Annotated in this window: 11 protein-coding genes and 1 pseudogene; 4 read left to right on the top strand and 8 right to left on the bottom strand. The window is 54.7% G+C overall.

What is annotated here, in order from left to right; genetic code table 11:
* Nucleotides 1-145: 145 nt before the first annotated feature.
* On the top strand, nt 146-835 hold the full coding sequence (gene yjcO, locus ACLJRH_RS13720) for a Sel1 family TPR-like repeat protein YjcO (RefSeq protein WP_000803307.1): 690 nt from the start codon (nt 146-148) through the stop codon (nt 833-835).
* Between the two features lie 157 nt (nt 836-992).
* On the opposite strand, the gene gltP is transcribed toward yjcO, so the two are convergent.
* The 8 genes and pseudogenes from gltP to nrfA form a co-directional block, all read right to left on the bottom strand.
* Nucleotides 993-2,303, bottom strand: coding sequence for a glutamate/aspartate:proton symporter GltP (gltP, locus tag ACLJRH_RS13715; protein WP_000793278.1), 1,311 nt, complete (start codon nt 2,301-2,303; stop codon nt 993-995).
* A 344-nt stretch (nt 2,304-2,647) separates the two neighbouring features.
* Entirely contained in the window at nt 2,648-3,268 is a 621-nt protein-coding gene (nrfG, locus tag ACLJRH_RS13710; RefSeq protein ID WP_001609647.1) for a heme lyase NrfEFG subunit NrfG, read from the bottom strand.
* Nucleotides 3,265-3,703, bottom strand: a pseudogene (nrfF, locus tag ACLJRH_RS13705) (heme lyase NrfEFG subunit NrfF); the annotation flags it as partial. The gene nrfG and the pseudogene nrfF, both read right to left, overlap by 4 nt.
* A gap of 63 nt (nt 3,704-3,766) precedes the next feature.
* On the bottom strand, nt 3,767-5,503 hold the full coding sequence (locus ACLJRH_RS13700; RefSeq protein ID WP_000551711.1) for a heme lyase CcmF/NrfE family subunit: 1,737 nt from the start codon (nt 5,501-5,503) through the stop codon (nt 3,767-3,769).
* Entirely contained in the window at nt 5,496-6,452 is a 957-nt protein-coding gene (gene nrfD, locus ACLJRH_RS13695; RefSeq protein ID WP_000186604.1) for a cytochrome c nitrite reductase subunit NrfD, read from the bottom strand. The genes ACLJRH_RS13700 and nrfD overlap by 8 nt, the downstream gene beginning before the upstream one ends.
* Nucleotides 6,449-7,120, bottom strand: coding sequence for a cytochrome c nitrite reductase Fe-S protein (gene nrfC, locus ACLJRH_RS13690; RefSeq protein ID WP_001278026.1), 672 nt, complete (start codon nt 7,118-7,120; stop codon nt 6,449-6,451). The genes nrfD and nrfC overlap by 4 nt, the downstream gene beginning before the upstream one ends.
* Complete coding sequence (gene nrfB, locus ACLJRH_RS13685; RefSeq protein WP_000115063.1) at nt 7,117-7,683, bottom strand: cytochrome c nitrite reductase pentaheme subunit; 567 nt, start codon at nt 7,681-7,683, stop codon at nt 7,117-7,119. Before nrfB ends, nrfC begins: the two co-directional genes overlap by 4 nt.
* A gap of 111 nt (nt 7,684-7,794) precedes the next feature.
* Nucleotides 7,795-9,231, bottom strand: a complete 1,437-nt coding sequence (nrfA, locus tag ACLJRH_RS13680) for an ammonia-forming nitrite reductase cytochrome c552 subunit (protein WP_000101786.1) — start codon at nt 9,229-9,231, stop codon at nt 7,795-7,797.
* A 431-nt stretch (nt 9,232-9,662) separates the two neighbouring features.
* Between nrfA and acs the strand changes: the two genes are divergently transcribed.
* The 3 genes from acs to actP all read left to right on the top strand — a co-directional run bounded on the left by acs (nt 9,663) and on the right by actP (nt 13,821).
* Nucleotides 9,663-11,621 (top strand): acetate--CoA ligase, encoded by a 1,959-nt coding sequence (acs, locus tag ACLJRH_RS13675; protein ID WP_000083874.1) that lies wholly within the window; start codon nt 9,663-9,665, stop codon nt 11,619-11,621.
* A gap of 239 nt (nt 11,622-11,860) precedes the next feature.
* A complete protein-coding gene (locus tag ACLJRH_RS13670; protein WP_000999620.1) occupies nt 11,861-12,175 on the top strand; it encodes a DUF485 domain-containing protein in 315 nt (104 codons plus the stop codon).
* Nucleotides 12,172-13,821, top strand: a complete 1,650-nt coding sequence (gene actP / locus ACLJRH_RS13665; RefSeq protein ID WP_000832536.1) for a cation/acetate symporter ActP — start codon at nt 12,172-12,174, stop codon at nt 13,819-13,821. Before ACLJRH_RS13670 ends, actP begins: the two co-directional genes overlap by 4 nt.
* Nucleotides 13,822-13,846: the final 25 nt, after the last annotated feature.

Genomic DNA, 13,846 nt, shown 5'->3' with positions numbered 1-13,846 from the left:
TCGGCCTGCGTCTACTGTAGGCCTGATTAGATGCATTAGCATCGCCATCAGGCATTTTCCCTATAACAGCCTCCGCCCGGAGGCTGTTTTTTTATCCATACGATCTCTTTATACTGTATTTTCCGTACCCTAAATAAAATTCAAAATGAAACCACTTCTTGCATTGATGTTGTTTATGACATTCTTTGCCCATGCCGCAGATCCTGAGCCGGGTAGCCAGTATTTGCAGGCAGCAGAGGCAGGTGACAGACGCGCGCAATATTTTCTGGCCGACAGTTGGTTGAGCTATGGCGATTTGAACAAAGCTGAATACTGGGCGCAAAAAGCCGCCGACAATGGCGACGCCGACGCCTGCGCGCTACTGGCGCAAATCAAAATCACTAATCCGGTAAGCCTGGATTATCCCGACGCGAAAAAGCTGGCTGAAAAGGCGGCTAACGCGGGCAGTAAAGCGGGCGAAATTACGCTGGCGCGGATCCTGGTCAACACCCAGGCCGGGCGTCCGGACTACCCAAAAGCCATCTCGCTGCTGCAAAAGGCCTCTGAAGATCTGGATAACGACTCCGCGGTGGATGCGCAAATGTTGCTTGGCCTGATTTACGCCAACGGCGTGGGCATTGCCGCCGATGATGAAAAAGCCGCCTGGTATTTCAAACGCAGTTCCGCCATTTCCCGTACCGGCTATTCAGAATACTGGGCGGGAATGATGTTTTTAAACGGTGAACCGGGCTTTATTGAAAAGAACAAGCAGAAGGCGTTGCACTGGTTGAATCTAAGCTGTCTGGAAGGGTTTGATACCGGTTGCGAAGAGTTCGAAACGCTAACAAATGGCTGATGTTTATTGCCTGATGAACGTAGTCGTTGTAGGCCTGATAAGCGTAGCGCCATCAGGCAACCCGGAGCAGGGTGTCGGATGACGGCGTGAACGCCTTATCCGGCCTACATTTTCTTTCTCTGTAGGCCGGATAAGCAAAGCGCCATCCGGCAATCCGTTATTGGGCGGTCTTATCAAATTTCCCCAGTACGTCGCGCTCATAGGCCAGCGCTTTTTTACGGTCAAACTTGTGTTCCCACTTGGCAATCACCAGCACCGCCAGCGCATTCCCCACCACATTTAGCGCAGTACGCGCCATGTCGAGGATACGGTCGACACCGGCGATAAACGCCAGCCCTTCCAGCGGAATGCCCACGCTGCCCAGCGTCGCCAGTAACACCACGAAGGAAACGCCTGGCACGCCGGCAATCCCTTTCGACGTCACCATCAGCGTCAGCACCAGTACAATTTCCTGCCACAGCGACAGGTCGATACCGTATAGCTGCGCGATAAAAATGGCGGCGATGCTCTGGTATAACGTGGAGCCGTCGAGGTTAAATGAGTAACCGGTCGGCACCACGAAACTGGTGATAGAGGCTGGCGCGCCGTAAGCTTCCATCTTCTCGATAATGCGCGGCAGCACGCTCTCGGAGCTGGCGGTCGAGTACGCCAGAATCAATTCATCTTTCAGAATGCGAATCAGAATCCAGATACTTAACCCGCACAGGCGCGCCACGATGCCCAGCACCACCAGCGCAAAGAAGATAATGGCAAAGTGTACCAGCAGCACCAGTTTCGCCAGCGGCCACAGCGACGCGAAACCAAAATTCGCTACCGTGACGGCGATCAGCGCAAAAACGCCTACTGGCGCATAGCGCATCACCATATGGGTGACTTTAAACATGGTTTCAGAGATGGAACGAAATACCGTCACCAGCGGTTCGCGGTGCGTTGCCGGCAGGGACGACAACCCCAGCCCAAACAGGACCGAGAAAAAGATAATTGGCAGCATATCCCCTTTGGCCATCGATGCGATGATATTGGTCGGCACCAGCGACAGTATTGTCCCCATCAGCCCATGCGCATGACTTTGTACTTCCGCCGTGGTGTTCTGGTATTTCGAAATATCGACGGTCGCCAGTTGCGACATATCAATGCCTGAGCCTGGCTGAAAGACATTCGCCAGCGTAATGCCGAGGATAATCGCCACCGTGGTGATCAGTTCAAAATAGAGAATGGTTTTGGCGCCGATACGGCCTAGCTGTTTCGCATCGCCAACGCCGGCGATGCCGACAATCAGAGTCGAGATCACGATCGGCACAACGATCATTTTAATCAGGTGGATAAAGATATCGCCAGCAGGCGACAGCAGGTTGGCAATCAGCCATTCACGACTGTCACTGTGATAATGCAGATAGCTGCCCAACAGAATGCCCAGCACCATAGCCAGCAAAATTTGCCAGGCCAGGCTGACTTTCAAATTTTTCATAACAACAGACTTCCTCGATGAAGCGTTGCTCTCCGCCGAAAGCATGAGAGCAATACATACTGAAAGGGTATGATTTGTGTTGCGTTGGTTTGTAGAGTTTTTTAACGCGCATAATCAGTATCATTTGCATAGCGTCTTGCGCAACCCTTTCATAACAGGGCTTTTGGCTGTTTTTATGCATAATAACGCGAGTTTATGGCGTTAATGATGAATAACTATTTGTTATGGAAAGTTTTTTACTTCGTCAAAAACGAATAATACACTGAGGTAATTAATTTTTACTTGTGTCTCATTCGCCGTTTTTTTAAACAGCACACATGACAAAAGTCACAAAAAAGAAAAAATTATTTCTGCCGATTTTGTAACAATTTAGCCAAATTAATGGCCTCTACCAGCTGCGCGCGGTTCACTCGCGGCGAGTTAGCGTCCAGTAAGGTTTGCCACAGCGACACGGCTTGCGCATAATCCGCCTGCATAAACGCATCCGCCGCCAGCAGCATCTGCGCGGTCACTTCTGTCGCATCCAGCGCTAACGCTTTACTAATCATTTCACGCGTCGCAGGCGTCATATGTTGCCCGGCCTGGTAATACAGCACCGTTGCCAGCGCGGCGAAAAGCTGCGCGTTATCGCCTCGCAGACGCAACGCCTGACGATATGCCAGCAGCGCATTGTCATACGCATTGCGATAGAGATAATACTCGCCCAGCCGCGCCCATTGCTCGCTATCCTGCGGATTGGCGCGGATTTTTTCTTGCAGCCTGGAAAGCTGCGCCTCTGGCGTTTGCGGGTTCGTAAAGTCACGTAGCGGATCGGCCAGACGCTGTTGCTCGCTACGCACAGCCTGCCATTTCGGCGTCAACAGATAGCCGCCGACACAGGCAGCCACCATCAACACCGCCGCAGCCGCCAGACGCTTTACGGGCATGGGACGTAACGGCGCAGTGGAGTGTTCAGACTGGCTCATTGTTCCCCCTTTTCTGCGTGCTGACGCTTTCTCACCCGCCAGGCCACCACACCCACCAGCAATAACAGCAGGTACGGCAGCGTCCACAACAGCAGCGTTTGCTCATTCAACGGCGGGTTGTAGCGCACGAAATCACCATAACGGTCGGTCATCCAGGCGGTGATTTCCGCTTCGCTTTTACCTTCGGCCACCATGCTGTAAACCTGATGGCGCATACTGACCGCCACGGGCGCATTGGATTCCAGCAAATTCTGGTTCTGACACTGCGGACAGCGCAGTTGACTGGCAATAGACAGCGCTTTTTCCTGCTGTTGTGGATTGTCAAAGCGCCAGGTATCCACCACCTGGGCGTGGGTGGCGAAGGTGATTAAAAACAGGACGATCGTTAAGAGTAAAAACTTTCTGCCGGATGGCGCTACGCTTATCCGGCCTACGGTTTGCGCATCCTGTAGGCCGGATAAAGCGTTTACGCCGCCATCCGGCAACGCTGTGAGTAATTTACGCATCACGCTTCCTCCCCCGCCATCCGCTCAGCAGCGCGCCACACACCATCAACAATCCCCCACCCCAGATCCAGCGCACGCCGGTCTGCACGTATAAGCGCATGGCGTAACGATCCGCTCCGGTTTTTTCGCCCATCACCGCGTACCAGTCATGTAGCAGGTTCCAGTGAATCCCCGGCTCCATCATCTGTTGACGACGCGCGGCATAGAAGCGCCTTTCAGGCTGCAGGCTGCCAATGCGTTTTTCATTCCGCCACAACGTGATCCGCGCTTTTTCACTGGTGTAGTTGCCTTTGGCCTCCAGATCCAGACGCTCGAAACGAAAGGTATAGCCCGCCAGTACTACCTGCTGACTGGGGCTGAGGTTAAGGCTGATTTCATGCCGACTACCGCTGGAAACCATGATCCCGGCGGCGAAGATAAATACGCCCGTATGCGCCAGCAATGCCGGAAGCTGACGATGCACAGAGACTTTGCGGCTTCTGATTGTCGCCAGTACGATAACCACCAGCATCAGCAGACCAAACGGCAGCGTGACGCGATTAAAATAGGGCGCGCCCACCGAAAGCCTTCCCCAGCCCATCAAACCATAAATCATGGGGTAGAGCGTCCCGACCAGCACGATCAACAAGACGGCGCTAAAGAGCAGCAACGTCGCCAGAATGAGCGTTTCGCACTTTCCGCCGTCCAAACGCGTCGCCGGATACGGCTCCCGCGCCCGCCAGCCGTACAGAGCAAGCGATGCCAGACTTAACGCGGCAAAAAGGGTAAACAGCGGCACCGCGCGCACGTTATCTAACGCAAAAGCATGTACCGAAACAAGAATGCCGGAACGCACAATCAGCGTTCCCAGCAACGAGAGGATCAGCGTCAGTATCGCCAGCAGCAACGACCAGTGACGGAAGCTCCCGCGCTGGCGGCTGACATACAGACTGTGCAGCAAGGCGCTGGCGGCAAGCCACGGCAACAACGAGGCATTTTCCACCGGGTCCCAGAACCACCAGCCGCCCCAGCCCAGTTCGCAATACGCCCACCACGATCCGAGAATGATCCCCAGCGTCAGAGCGCACCAGCCGGGTAACGCCCAGCGCCAGCACACCCAGGCGGTTGCCGCGTTAAAGCCGCCGCACAGTAGCGAAGCCAGCGCTACGCTCGCCGCGGTCATCAGGCCGCCATAACCCAGATAGAGCAGAGGCGGATGTAAGATCAGCCCCAGATGTTGCAGCATGGGATTAAGGTCGCGCCCTTCCATGGCGGGAGGGAAAATACGCAGGAACGGATCGGACCACAGCACAATAAATAGCAGCAGCGAGGCCATAATGAGGGACAAGATGCTCAGGGTCAGCGGAAAAAGCGCGTCAGATTCATGCCGGGAGCGCCAGGCGAATAGCGCCGTCCACCCCGAAAGAAGCAGCGCCCACAGCAGGAGCGAGCCTTCATGACCGCCCCATACCGCCGCCAGTTTCAGTCCCCATGACAACTGACTATGGCTATGCTGCGCAACATAAACGACCGAAAAATCGCTGGTCAGAAAACAGCTAACCAGAATCGCAAACGCCAGTAGCAGCAGCGTGAACGCCGTCCACGCGCCGCAGGTCGTCAGGCGCATGACGCCACGCCAGTGCTGCCCCATCCCGCACCACGTCGCCAGCGGGGTCAACACGTTGACCCCGAGACTCAACAACAGCGCCAGAAATCCGGCTTCAGGAAGGAAGATGTCCAGATTATGCAACCGTTAGCTGTCCCGCATAAAGAATGAAAAAGCGCAGCAGCAGCACGCCGGTCAAACTGGCGCCGCAAACGGCCAGCACGCCGTGAAACGTGACGCTACGATTTGCCCAGGGTTTCAGCAGCAGCGGGATAATCAATCCCAGCCCTACGACGCCAAGCCAGAACCACCAGCTCCAGAATCCGCCGCCCAGCGCCGCCGCCAGCGCGCGCATTTTGCCGTCATCGCCCAGCGCCAGACCGACGAAGAACGCCGCCAGCAGGAAAATTTCCAGCCATACCACCGGAACCTCCATGCGATGCACAAAGCGCGCCTCGGTGCTGTGCGGGTTGCTACGATGGCGTAACGCCATAGCGATCAGCGCCACCGCCGCGCCGGAGGAGATGCCGGAGAACAGGAACAGCACCGGCAGGATCGGGTTATTCAGGAACGGATAGGATTTCAGCGCCGACAGTAGAAAGCCGGTGTACGCCCCGAGCAGGACCGCCAGCACCAGCATTAACGTCTCCAGCGCGCGATGAAACGGCGTTATTAGCGCCAACACTTTCTGCACGATCTCTAACCGCGGCAGCCAACGCTGCTGCAGGGCAATCACCTCTTTTTCAAAGATTTTCGCCAGCCACAGCACCAGCACTACCATGTACAACTGGAACAGCATCACCCCCATCGACATCACCGAGGTAAAGCTGTAGTGGAACATCAGCTTCCAGAAGGTCCACGGGCGCGTCAGGTGAAAGACCAGAATCAGCAGACCAAGAATAATCGCCCCCGGCCCTAACACCAGCGTAGTGCGCAGCAGCGTGCTGTCCGAACCACCCGCCTCCGGATGGAAGCGACGCAGCAGAATCGCCAACGTGACCAGTCCGGCGGAGATGCCAATCAGAAACAGATAGATGGCGATGGGCCAGTCCCACACCAGTGATGCAAAATGAAATGCAGAAGCGGGTGTCATTGGCTCACCTCCCCATAGTTAAAGGGAACGCGGTAGACCTTCGGTTTTGTGCCCAACGCCAGCTTGTAACGATAGGTGGTTTTTTGCCGCAACAAACGGGAGATATCGCTGTTGGGATCGTCCAGATTACCAAACGTCAGCGCCTTCGTCGGGCATGACTCAACGCAGGCGGGCTGTTTGCCCGCTTTCAGGTTGGTTTTCCGGCAGAAATCGCATTTATCCGCCGTCTTACTGACCGGATGGATAAAGCGCACGCGGTAGGGACACGCGGCAATGCAGTACTGGCAGCCGACGCAAAGGTCCGGATTCACATCGACAATACCGCTGGCGGCATCGCGGAATGATGCCCCCGTCGGGCAGACGTCAACGCAGGGGGCATGGTCGCAGTGCTGGCACGAGTGGCGGAAAAAGCGATATTTCACCTCCGGAAACGTCCCCTGCGGCTCGCTGCGAATAATCGTCAGGCGCGATACGCCTTCCGGCACGTTGTTGACTTCCCGACAGGCATCCATGCAGGCCGTGCAGCCGATGCATAATGACTCATCGTGTACCATGCCATAACGCACGCCATTAATATTCAACGTGTTCGCTACAACGCGTCCTGCCATCCCACTGACCGCCGCCAGCGCACCGACGCGGGTAATAAATTGACGTCGGGTGCAACTCATGGCTGCTCCTTAAGCAACGGAACGGACGCCGGGTTAAAGTGCGGGTTAGTACGCTGATCGCTGTGGCAATCCACGCATATTTTGATCCGCCCTTTCTCGTTTAGCGTCTGCATCGTGTCTTGCTGCGGATGCAGGGAATGGCAACTGGCGCAGGTCACTTTAGTAACATGAACATCGTGCGGCCAGAACGCTTTTTGCAGTTGTTCAGGCAAGTGGCAGGACATACAGACGCTGTTCTGCTGCTCTACCGTATACATCGGGTCGTTAAAACGCATCACATCTTTCACCCCTTCACGGTGGTGAAGCGACGGTTGACCGTGGCAGTTGGTACAGGTTATCGGCAATTTATTGTTCGGGTTGATAGCGCCCGTATGTTTACCGTGCATACCTTCGGTGTCCGGCTTGTGACAGTCCAGACAGGCAGCATCCGGATTACGCTGCTGGGTGACCGTCCAGCGTTGATCCGACTCCTGCGGCGTTGGCGTGGCAGTAATTCCACTCAGGCTCCAGAACAGGCCTGACGCCAGCACCCCAGCAGTTAATAACGAACGTAATACGCTCATATTCACTCCATTACATAATGCCTGATGGCGCGCAGCTTTAAGGCCTACAAGACTTCTGTAGGCCGGATAAAGCGCTTGCGCTGTCATCCGGCAAATTTGTCACATGTGAGGTTATTGGCTTAACAGACCGTTTTTACGCGCCTGATCTTCCCACTGCGGTACGACCGTTTTCAGGAAGTCCTGCTTCTCCGCGTTGATTTGTTGCATATTCAAACCAATCGCTTTCTGCGCCTTCTCTTTCGTCGAAATATCCGGCAGCGGAATTTCATGGGTAATGCCTTTGGTCGCCAGCAGTCGCGCCAGTTTAGTACGGGCATCCGCGGCTTTATCCATCGCACTGCCTAACATCCGTAGACCTTCTTCCGGGGCATGCATATGAATACCGTGTGACGCAATCGCCAGATCCCAACGCCACTGCGCGTGGCGAATATCGTTCAGAATCGGTTTCATTTCCGCGTCTGTCGCCCCCGCATCCCATGCGGCTTTCGCTTCGAAGTGCGCATGTACCAGCTGATCTTCAACCTTGATTTTCAGGTCATGAATCGCCTGTTTACGCTCGGCGACCACTTTTTGCAGGGACGCTTTATCCTGGGTGTGGCAGTTGGCGCAGGTTTGCGCGAAATTGTCGAACGGGTTGCCGATTTTATGGTCGGTGTAGAGCTTGCCTTCGGCGTTCTGTACTTTCGGCATGTGACAGTCGATACAGGTCACGTTGTTCTTACCGTGAATGCCCGCGCTCCAGGTTTCATATTCCGGGTGCTGCGCTTTGAGCATTGGGGTTTTCGACAGCGAGTTAGTCCAGTCAGAGAAGGCGATAGTGTCGTAGTATTGCTCCATATTTTCGACCTTCATGCCCTCATCCCACGGGAACTTAACGGCTTTGTTTTTACCGTCAAAGTAGTACTCCACGTGGCACTGGCCGCAGACCATCGATTGCTGATCAAATCGTCCCGCTTTATCAAACGGTTTGCCGATAGCCTCCATCGCCCGTTCAGCATAGGGGCGCGACAACGTTAACGCGGGCTTCCCCTGGGCGAAATCGTCCGACGCGGTGTTATGGCAGTCGGCACAGCCCAAATCGTTGACAATTTCCGGGCCGCCGCGCGCCCATTTGCCATGGAAGTAGCCGTCTTCGCCTTCTTGTTGGATAAGGCGCGCGACATCGGGGCTTTTACAGCTCCAGCAGGCCATCGGCAGCGGGCCGTCTTCCGCCGTTTTTGGCGCGCCGGTACGCAGCGTTTCGCGCACGTCAGTTACCGCATACGCGTGGCCGCGTGGTTTGTTGTAATCACGGGAGAAGGGATAGCCCGCCCACAGGATCACCAGACGAGGGTCTTCCGCCAGCGCATCTTCACGGGCAGACTGTTCTGACGTCGCTTTCCATGACTGATATTGGTCGGGGTGTTGAGGCGCGAACGTTTCATTTTTCGCTTCAACAGTAACGGTTTTTGCGGATACAGGCGTTTGCTCAGCGTAAACAGAGGTAATGAAGAAAAAAGGAAATATAAGGCTGAAGAAACGGCGTGCGCGTAGTGTTTTCCTTGCCATAGAGGTCTCATCCAGATTGCGCCATTATCTTTAATGGCGATTTTTTATCGTTTTCCATAACAGCAACCGCACAAATACTGTTATTACATTGATCTCCTCTATGTGTAACAAATAACCATACTTAAAATGTTGTCTTTAATCAATTGTAAGTGTATGTAAAATACCACTTTAGAGTTAGCAACCTGGACAAAACTCCCTCTCTTTTCTGATTTCCGGACACGGATCACTTTTTTAAAAAATTTCATATAACGTCATGTTATCCCGAAAATTTATCTAATTTTGCGGGACACAATCAAAAAATAGATTGCTGCTTATTTGCACAGTTCCCTTTTTGCGTGATCTGTCGCCCAAATACTAAACAAAACTTATTAAGACCCTACATTTAACGTTTATGCGACATATTATTAACATCCTACAAGGAGAACAACAGCATGAGCCAAACACATAAACACGCCATTCCCGCCAACATTGCGGATCGTTGCCTGATAAATCCAGAGCAGTATGAGACTAAATATAAACAGTCTATTAACGACCCCGATACGTTTTGGGGCGAACAGGGAAAAATTCTCGATTGGATCACGCCGTACCAAAAAGTGAAAAACACCTCCTTTGCGCCAGGCAATGTGTCGATTAAATGGTACGAGGATGGCACGCTAAATCTGGCGGCGAACTGTCTTGACCGCCATTTGCAGGAAAATGGCGATCGCACCGCCATTATCTGGGAAGGCGATGACGCGTCGCAGAGTAAACATATCTCTTATCGCGAACTGCATCGCGATGTCTGCCGTTTCGCGAATACACTGCTGGATCTGGGCATTAAAAAAGGCGATGTGGTAGCGATTTATATGCCGATGGTGCCGGAAGCGGCGGTGGCAATGTTGGCCTGCGCCCGCATCGGTGCGGTGCATTCGGTGATCTTCGGGGGGTTCTCGCCGGAAGCCGTCGCCGGACGCATTATCGACTCCAGCTCGCGGCTGGTGATCACCGCTGACGAAGGTGTACGTGCCGGACGCAGTATCCCGCTGAAAAAGAATGTCGATGACGCGCTGAAAAACCCGAATGTCACTAGCGTTGAGCATGTGATCGTCCTGAAGCGCACCGGCAGCGACATTGACTGGCAAGAAGACCGCGACCTGTGGTGGCGCGATTTGATTGAAAAAGCCAGCCCTGAGCACCAGCCTGAAGCGATGAATGCCGAAGATCCGCTGTTTATCCTTTATACCTCCGGCTCCACCGGCAAGCCGAAAGGCGTGCTGCACACCACCGGCGGCTATCTGGTCTACGCCGCGACCACCTTTAAGTATGTCTTTGATTATCACCCTGGCGATATTTACTGGTGTACCGCCGATGTGGGTTGGGTGACGGGGCACAGCTATCTGTTGTATGGCCCGCTGGCCTGCGGCGCGACCACCTTAATGTTTGAAGGCGTGCCGAATTGGCCAACGCCCGCTCGCATGTGCCAGGTGGTCGACAAACACCAGGTCAACATTCTCTATACCGCCCCAACGGCCATCCGCGCGCTGATGGCGGAAGGCGATAAAGCCATTGAAGGCACCGACCGCTCTTCACTACGCATTCTGGGTTCCGTCGGCGAGCCGATCAATCCCGAAGCGTGGGAATGGTACTGGAAGAAGATCGGCAAGGAAAAATGTCCGGTCGTCGACACCTGGTGGCAGACTGAAACAGGCGGTTTTATGATCACGCCGCTACCGGGCGCTATCGAACTGAAAGCCGGTTCCGCCACCCGTCCTTTCTTTGGCGTACAGCCTGCGCTGGTGGATAACGAAGGCCATCCGCAAGAAGGCGCGACGGAAGGCAATCTGGTCATCACCGATTCCTGGCCGGGCCAGGCGCGCACTCTGTTCGGCGATCATGAACGTTTTGAGCAGACCTATTTCTCTACCTTTAAGAATATGTATTTCAGCGGCGACGGCGCGCGTCGCGATGAAGACGGCTATTACTGGATCACCGGTCGCGTGGATGACGTGTTAAACGTCTCCGGCCACCGTCTGGGTACGGCGGAAATCGAGTCAGCGCTGGTGGCGCATCCGAAGATCGCCGAAGCGGCGGTGGTGGGTATTCCACACGCTATCAAAGGCCAGGCGATTTACGCTTATGTGACGCTCAACCACGGCGAGGAGCCGTCGCCAGAACTGTACGCGGAGGTGCGCAACTGGGTACGTAAAGAGATTGGCCCGCTGGCGACGCCGGACGTGCTGCACTGGACCGACTCACTGCCAAAAACCCGTTCCGGCAAAATTATGCGCCGCATTTTGCGCAAAATCGCGGCGGGCGATACCAGCAATCTGGGCGATACCTCGACTCTCGCCGATCCTGGCGTGGTGGAGAAACTACTCGAAGAGAAGCAGGCCATCGCGATGCCGTCATAACCATAAATGCCGGATGGCAACGCGAATGCGTTTTATCCGGCCTACGACCCTACCCCTGCCCTCTCTCAAACCGGGAGAGGGAAATATAAAAAAACCTCCCCCAAAGGATTTCGTGTTACAGGAAGGCGGCAAGCGAGCACATCCTCAGCAGCATAGTTCACTATGTGGCTGGGGCGCGCGAGTGCGGCCAACGCGCCTGTAGCGCGAAAGACGCAGGGGGACCTCTGGAGAGCTCTGTGATGAATGACCAAATTTATCAGCGGATAGAAGACAGTGCGCGTTTCAGGGAATTAGTCGAAAAACGGCAACGGTTTGCCACGATTCTGTCGGTTATCATGCTGGCGGTTTATATCAGCTTTATTTTACTGATCGCCTTCGCGCCTGGCTGGCTGGGCACGCCTCTACATGCGGGAACCAGCGTCACCCGAGGAATTCCCATTGGCGTCGGGGTGATTGTGATTTCTTTTGTGTTGACCGGAATTTATATCTGGCGGGCGAATGGCGAATTCGATCGTCTTAATAACGCCGTACTGCATGAGGTGAAAGCATTATGAAGAGAGTTCTGACGGCGCTTGCCGCCGCACTCCCCTTCGCCGCTCATGCGGCGGATGCCATTAGCGGCGCGGTTGAACGCCAGCCCACCAACTGGCAGGCGATTATCATGTTTTTGATTTTCGTCGTGTTTACGCTCGGTATTACCTACTGGGCCTCTAAACGCGTACGTTCCCGTAGCGACTACTACACCGCAGGCGGCAATATCACCGGGTTCCAGAACGGCCTGGCGATTGCCGGCGACTATATGTCCGCCGCGTCATTTCTCGGCATTTCCGCGCTGGTGTTTACCTCCGGTTATGACGGGCTGATCTATTCGCTGGGCTTCCTTGTCGGCTGGCCAATCATCCTGTTTTTGATTGCCGAGCGCCTGCGTAATCTGGGACGTTATACTTTTGCTGACGTTGCCTCTTATCGCCTGAAACAGGGGCCAATCCGTATTCTTTCGGCCTGTGGCTCCCTGGTAGTGGTAGCGCTTTATCTCATCGCCCAAATGGTCGGCGCCGGTAAACTGATTGAACTGCTGTTCGGCCTCAACTATCACATCGCCGTGGTGCTGGTCGGCGTACTGATGATGATGTACGTGCTGTTCGGCGGGATGCTGGCGACAACGTGGGTGCAAATTATCAAAGCCGTCCTGTTGCTGTTTGGCGCCAGTTTTATGGCCTTTATGGTGATGAAACACGTCGGCTTTAGCTTCAATAATCTGTTTACCGAAGCCATGGCGGTACACCCGAAAGGCACGGCGATTATGAGCCCAGGAGGATTGGTGCAAGATCCGATTTCGGCATTGTCGTTGGGTCTGGGACTGATGTTCGGCACTGCCGGCTTGCCGCATATTCTGATGCGTTTCTTTACGGTCAGCGATGCCCGCGAAGCGCGCAAGAGCGTGTTCTACGCCACCGGTTTTATGGGCTATTTCTACATTCTGACCTTTATTATCGGCTTCGGCGCTATCATGCTGGTGGGGGCGAATCCCGCCTATAAAGATGCGGCGGGCGCGCTGATTGGCGGCAATAACATGGCGGCGGTACATCTGGCCAACGCGGTAGGGGGCAACCTGTTCCTCGGCTTTATTTCGGCAGTGGCGTTTGCCACCATTCTGGCGGTGGTCGCCGGTCTGACGCTGGCGGGCGCATCGGCGGTGTCGCATGATTTGTACGCTAACGTGTTCCGCAAAGGCGCAACCGAACGTGAAGAGCTGAAGGTGTCGAAAATCACCGTCCTGGTGCTGGGCGTGATCGCCATTATCCTCGGCGTCCTGTTTGAAAATCAGAACATCGCCTTTATGGTGGGCCTGGCGTTTGCTATCGCCGCGAGCTGCAACTTCCCCATCATTCTGCTTTCCATGTACTGGTCAAAACTGACCACGCGCGGCGCTATGCTGGGCGGCTGGTTAGGTTTACTGACAGCGGTGGTGCTGATGATTCTTGGCCCTACCATTTGGGTGCAGATCCTCGGCCACGAAAAAGCGATCTTCCCGTATGAGTATCCGGCGCTGTTCTCTATCAGCGTGGCGTTCCTGGGGATCTGGTTTTTCTCGGCCACCGATAACTCGGCAGAAGGCAACCGTGAACGTGAGCAGTTCCGCGCTCAGTTTATCCGCTCCCAAACGGGATTCGGCGTACAACAAGGGCGTGCGCATTAATCTTACCGTTTCCTCCGGCCCTGTG

This window comes from Salmonella sp. SAL04162 (genome assembly GCF_046551535.1).
In the GTDB taxonomy this organism is placed as follows: domain Bacteria; phylum Pseudomonadota; class Gammaproteobacteria; order Enterobacterales; family Enterobacteriaceae; genus Salmonella; species Salmonella enterica.
This window is presented reverse-complemented; position numbering and strand designations above follow the sequence as displayed.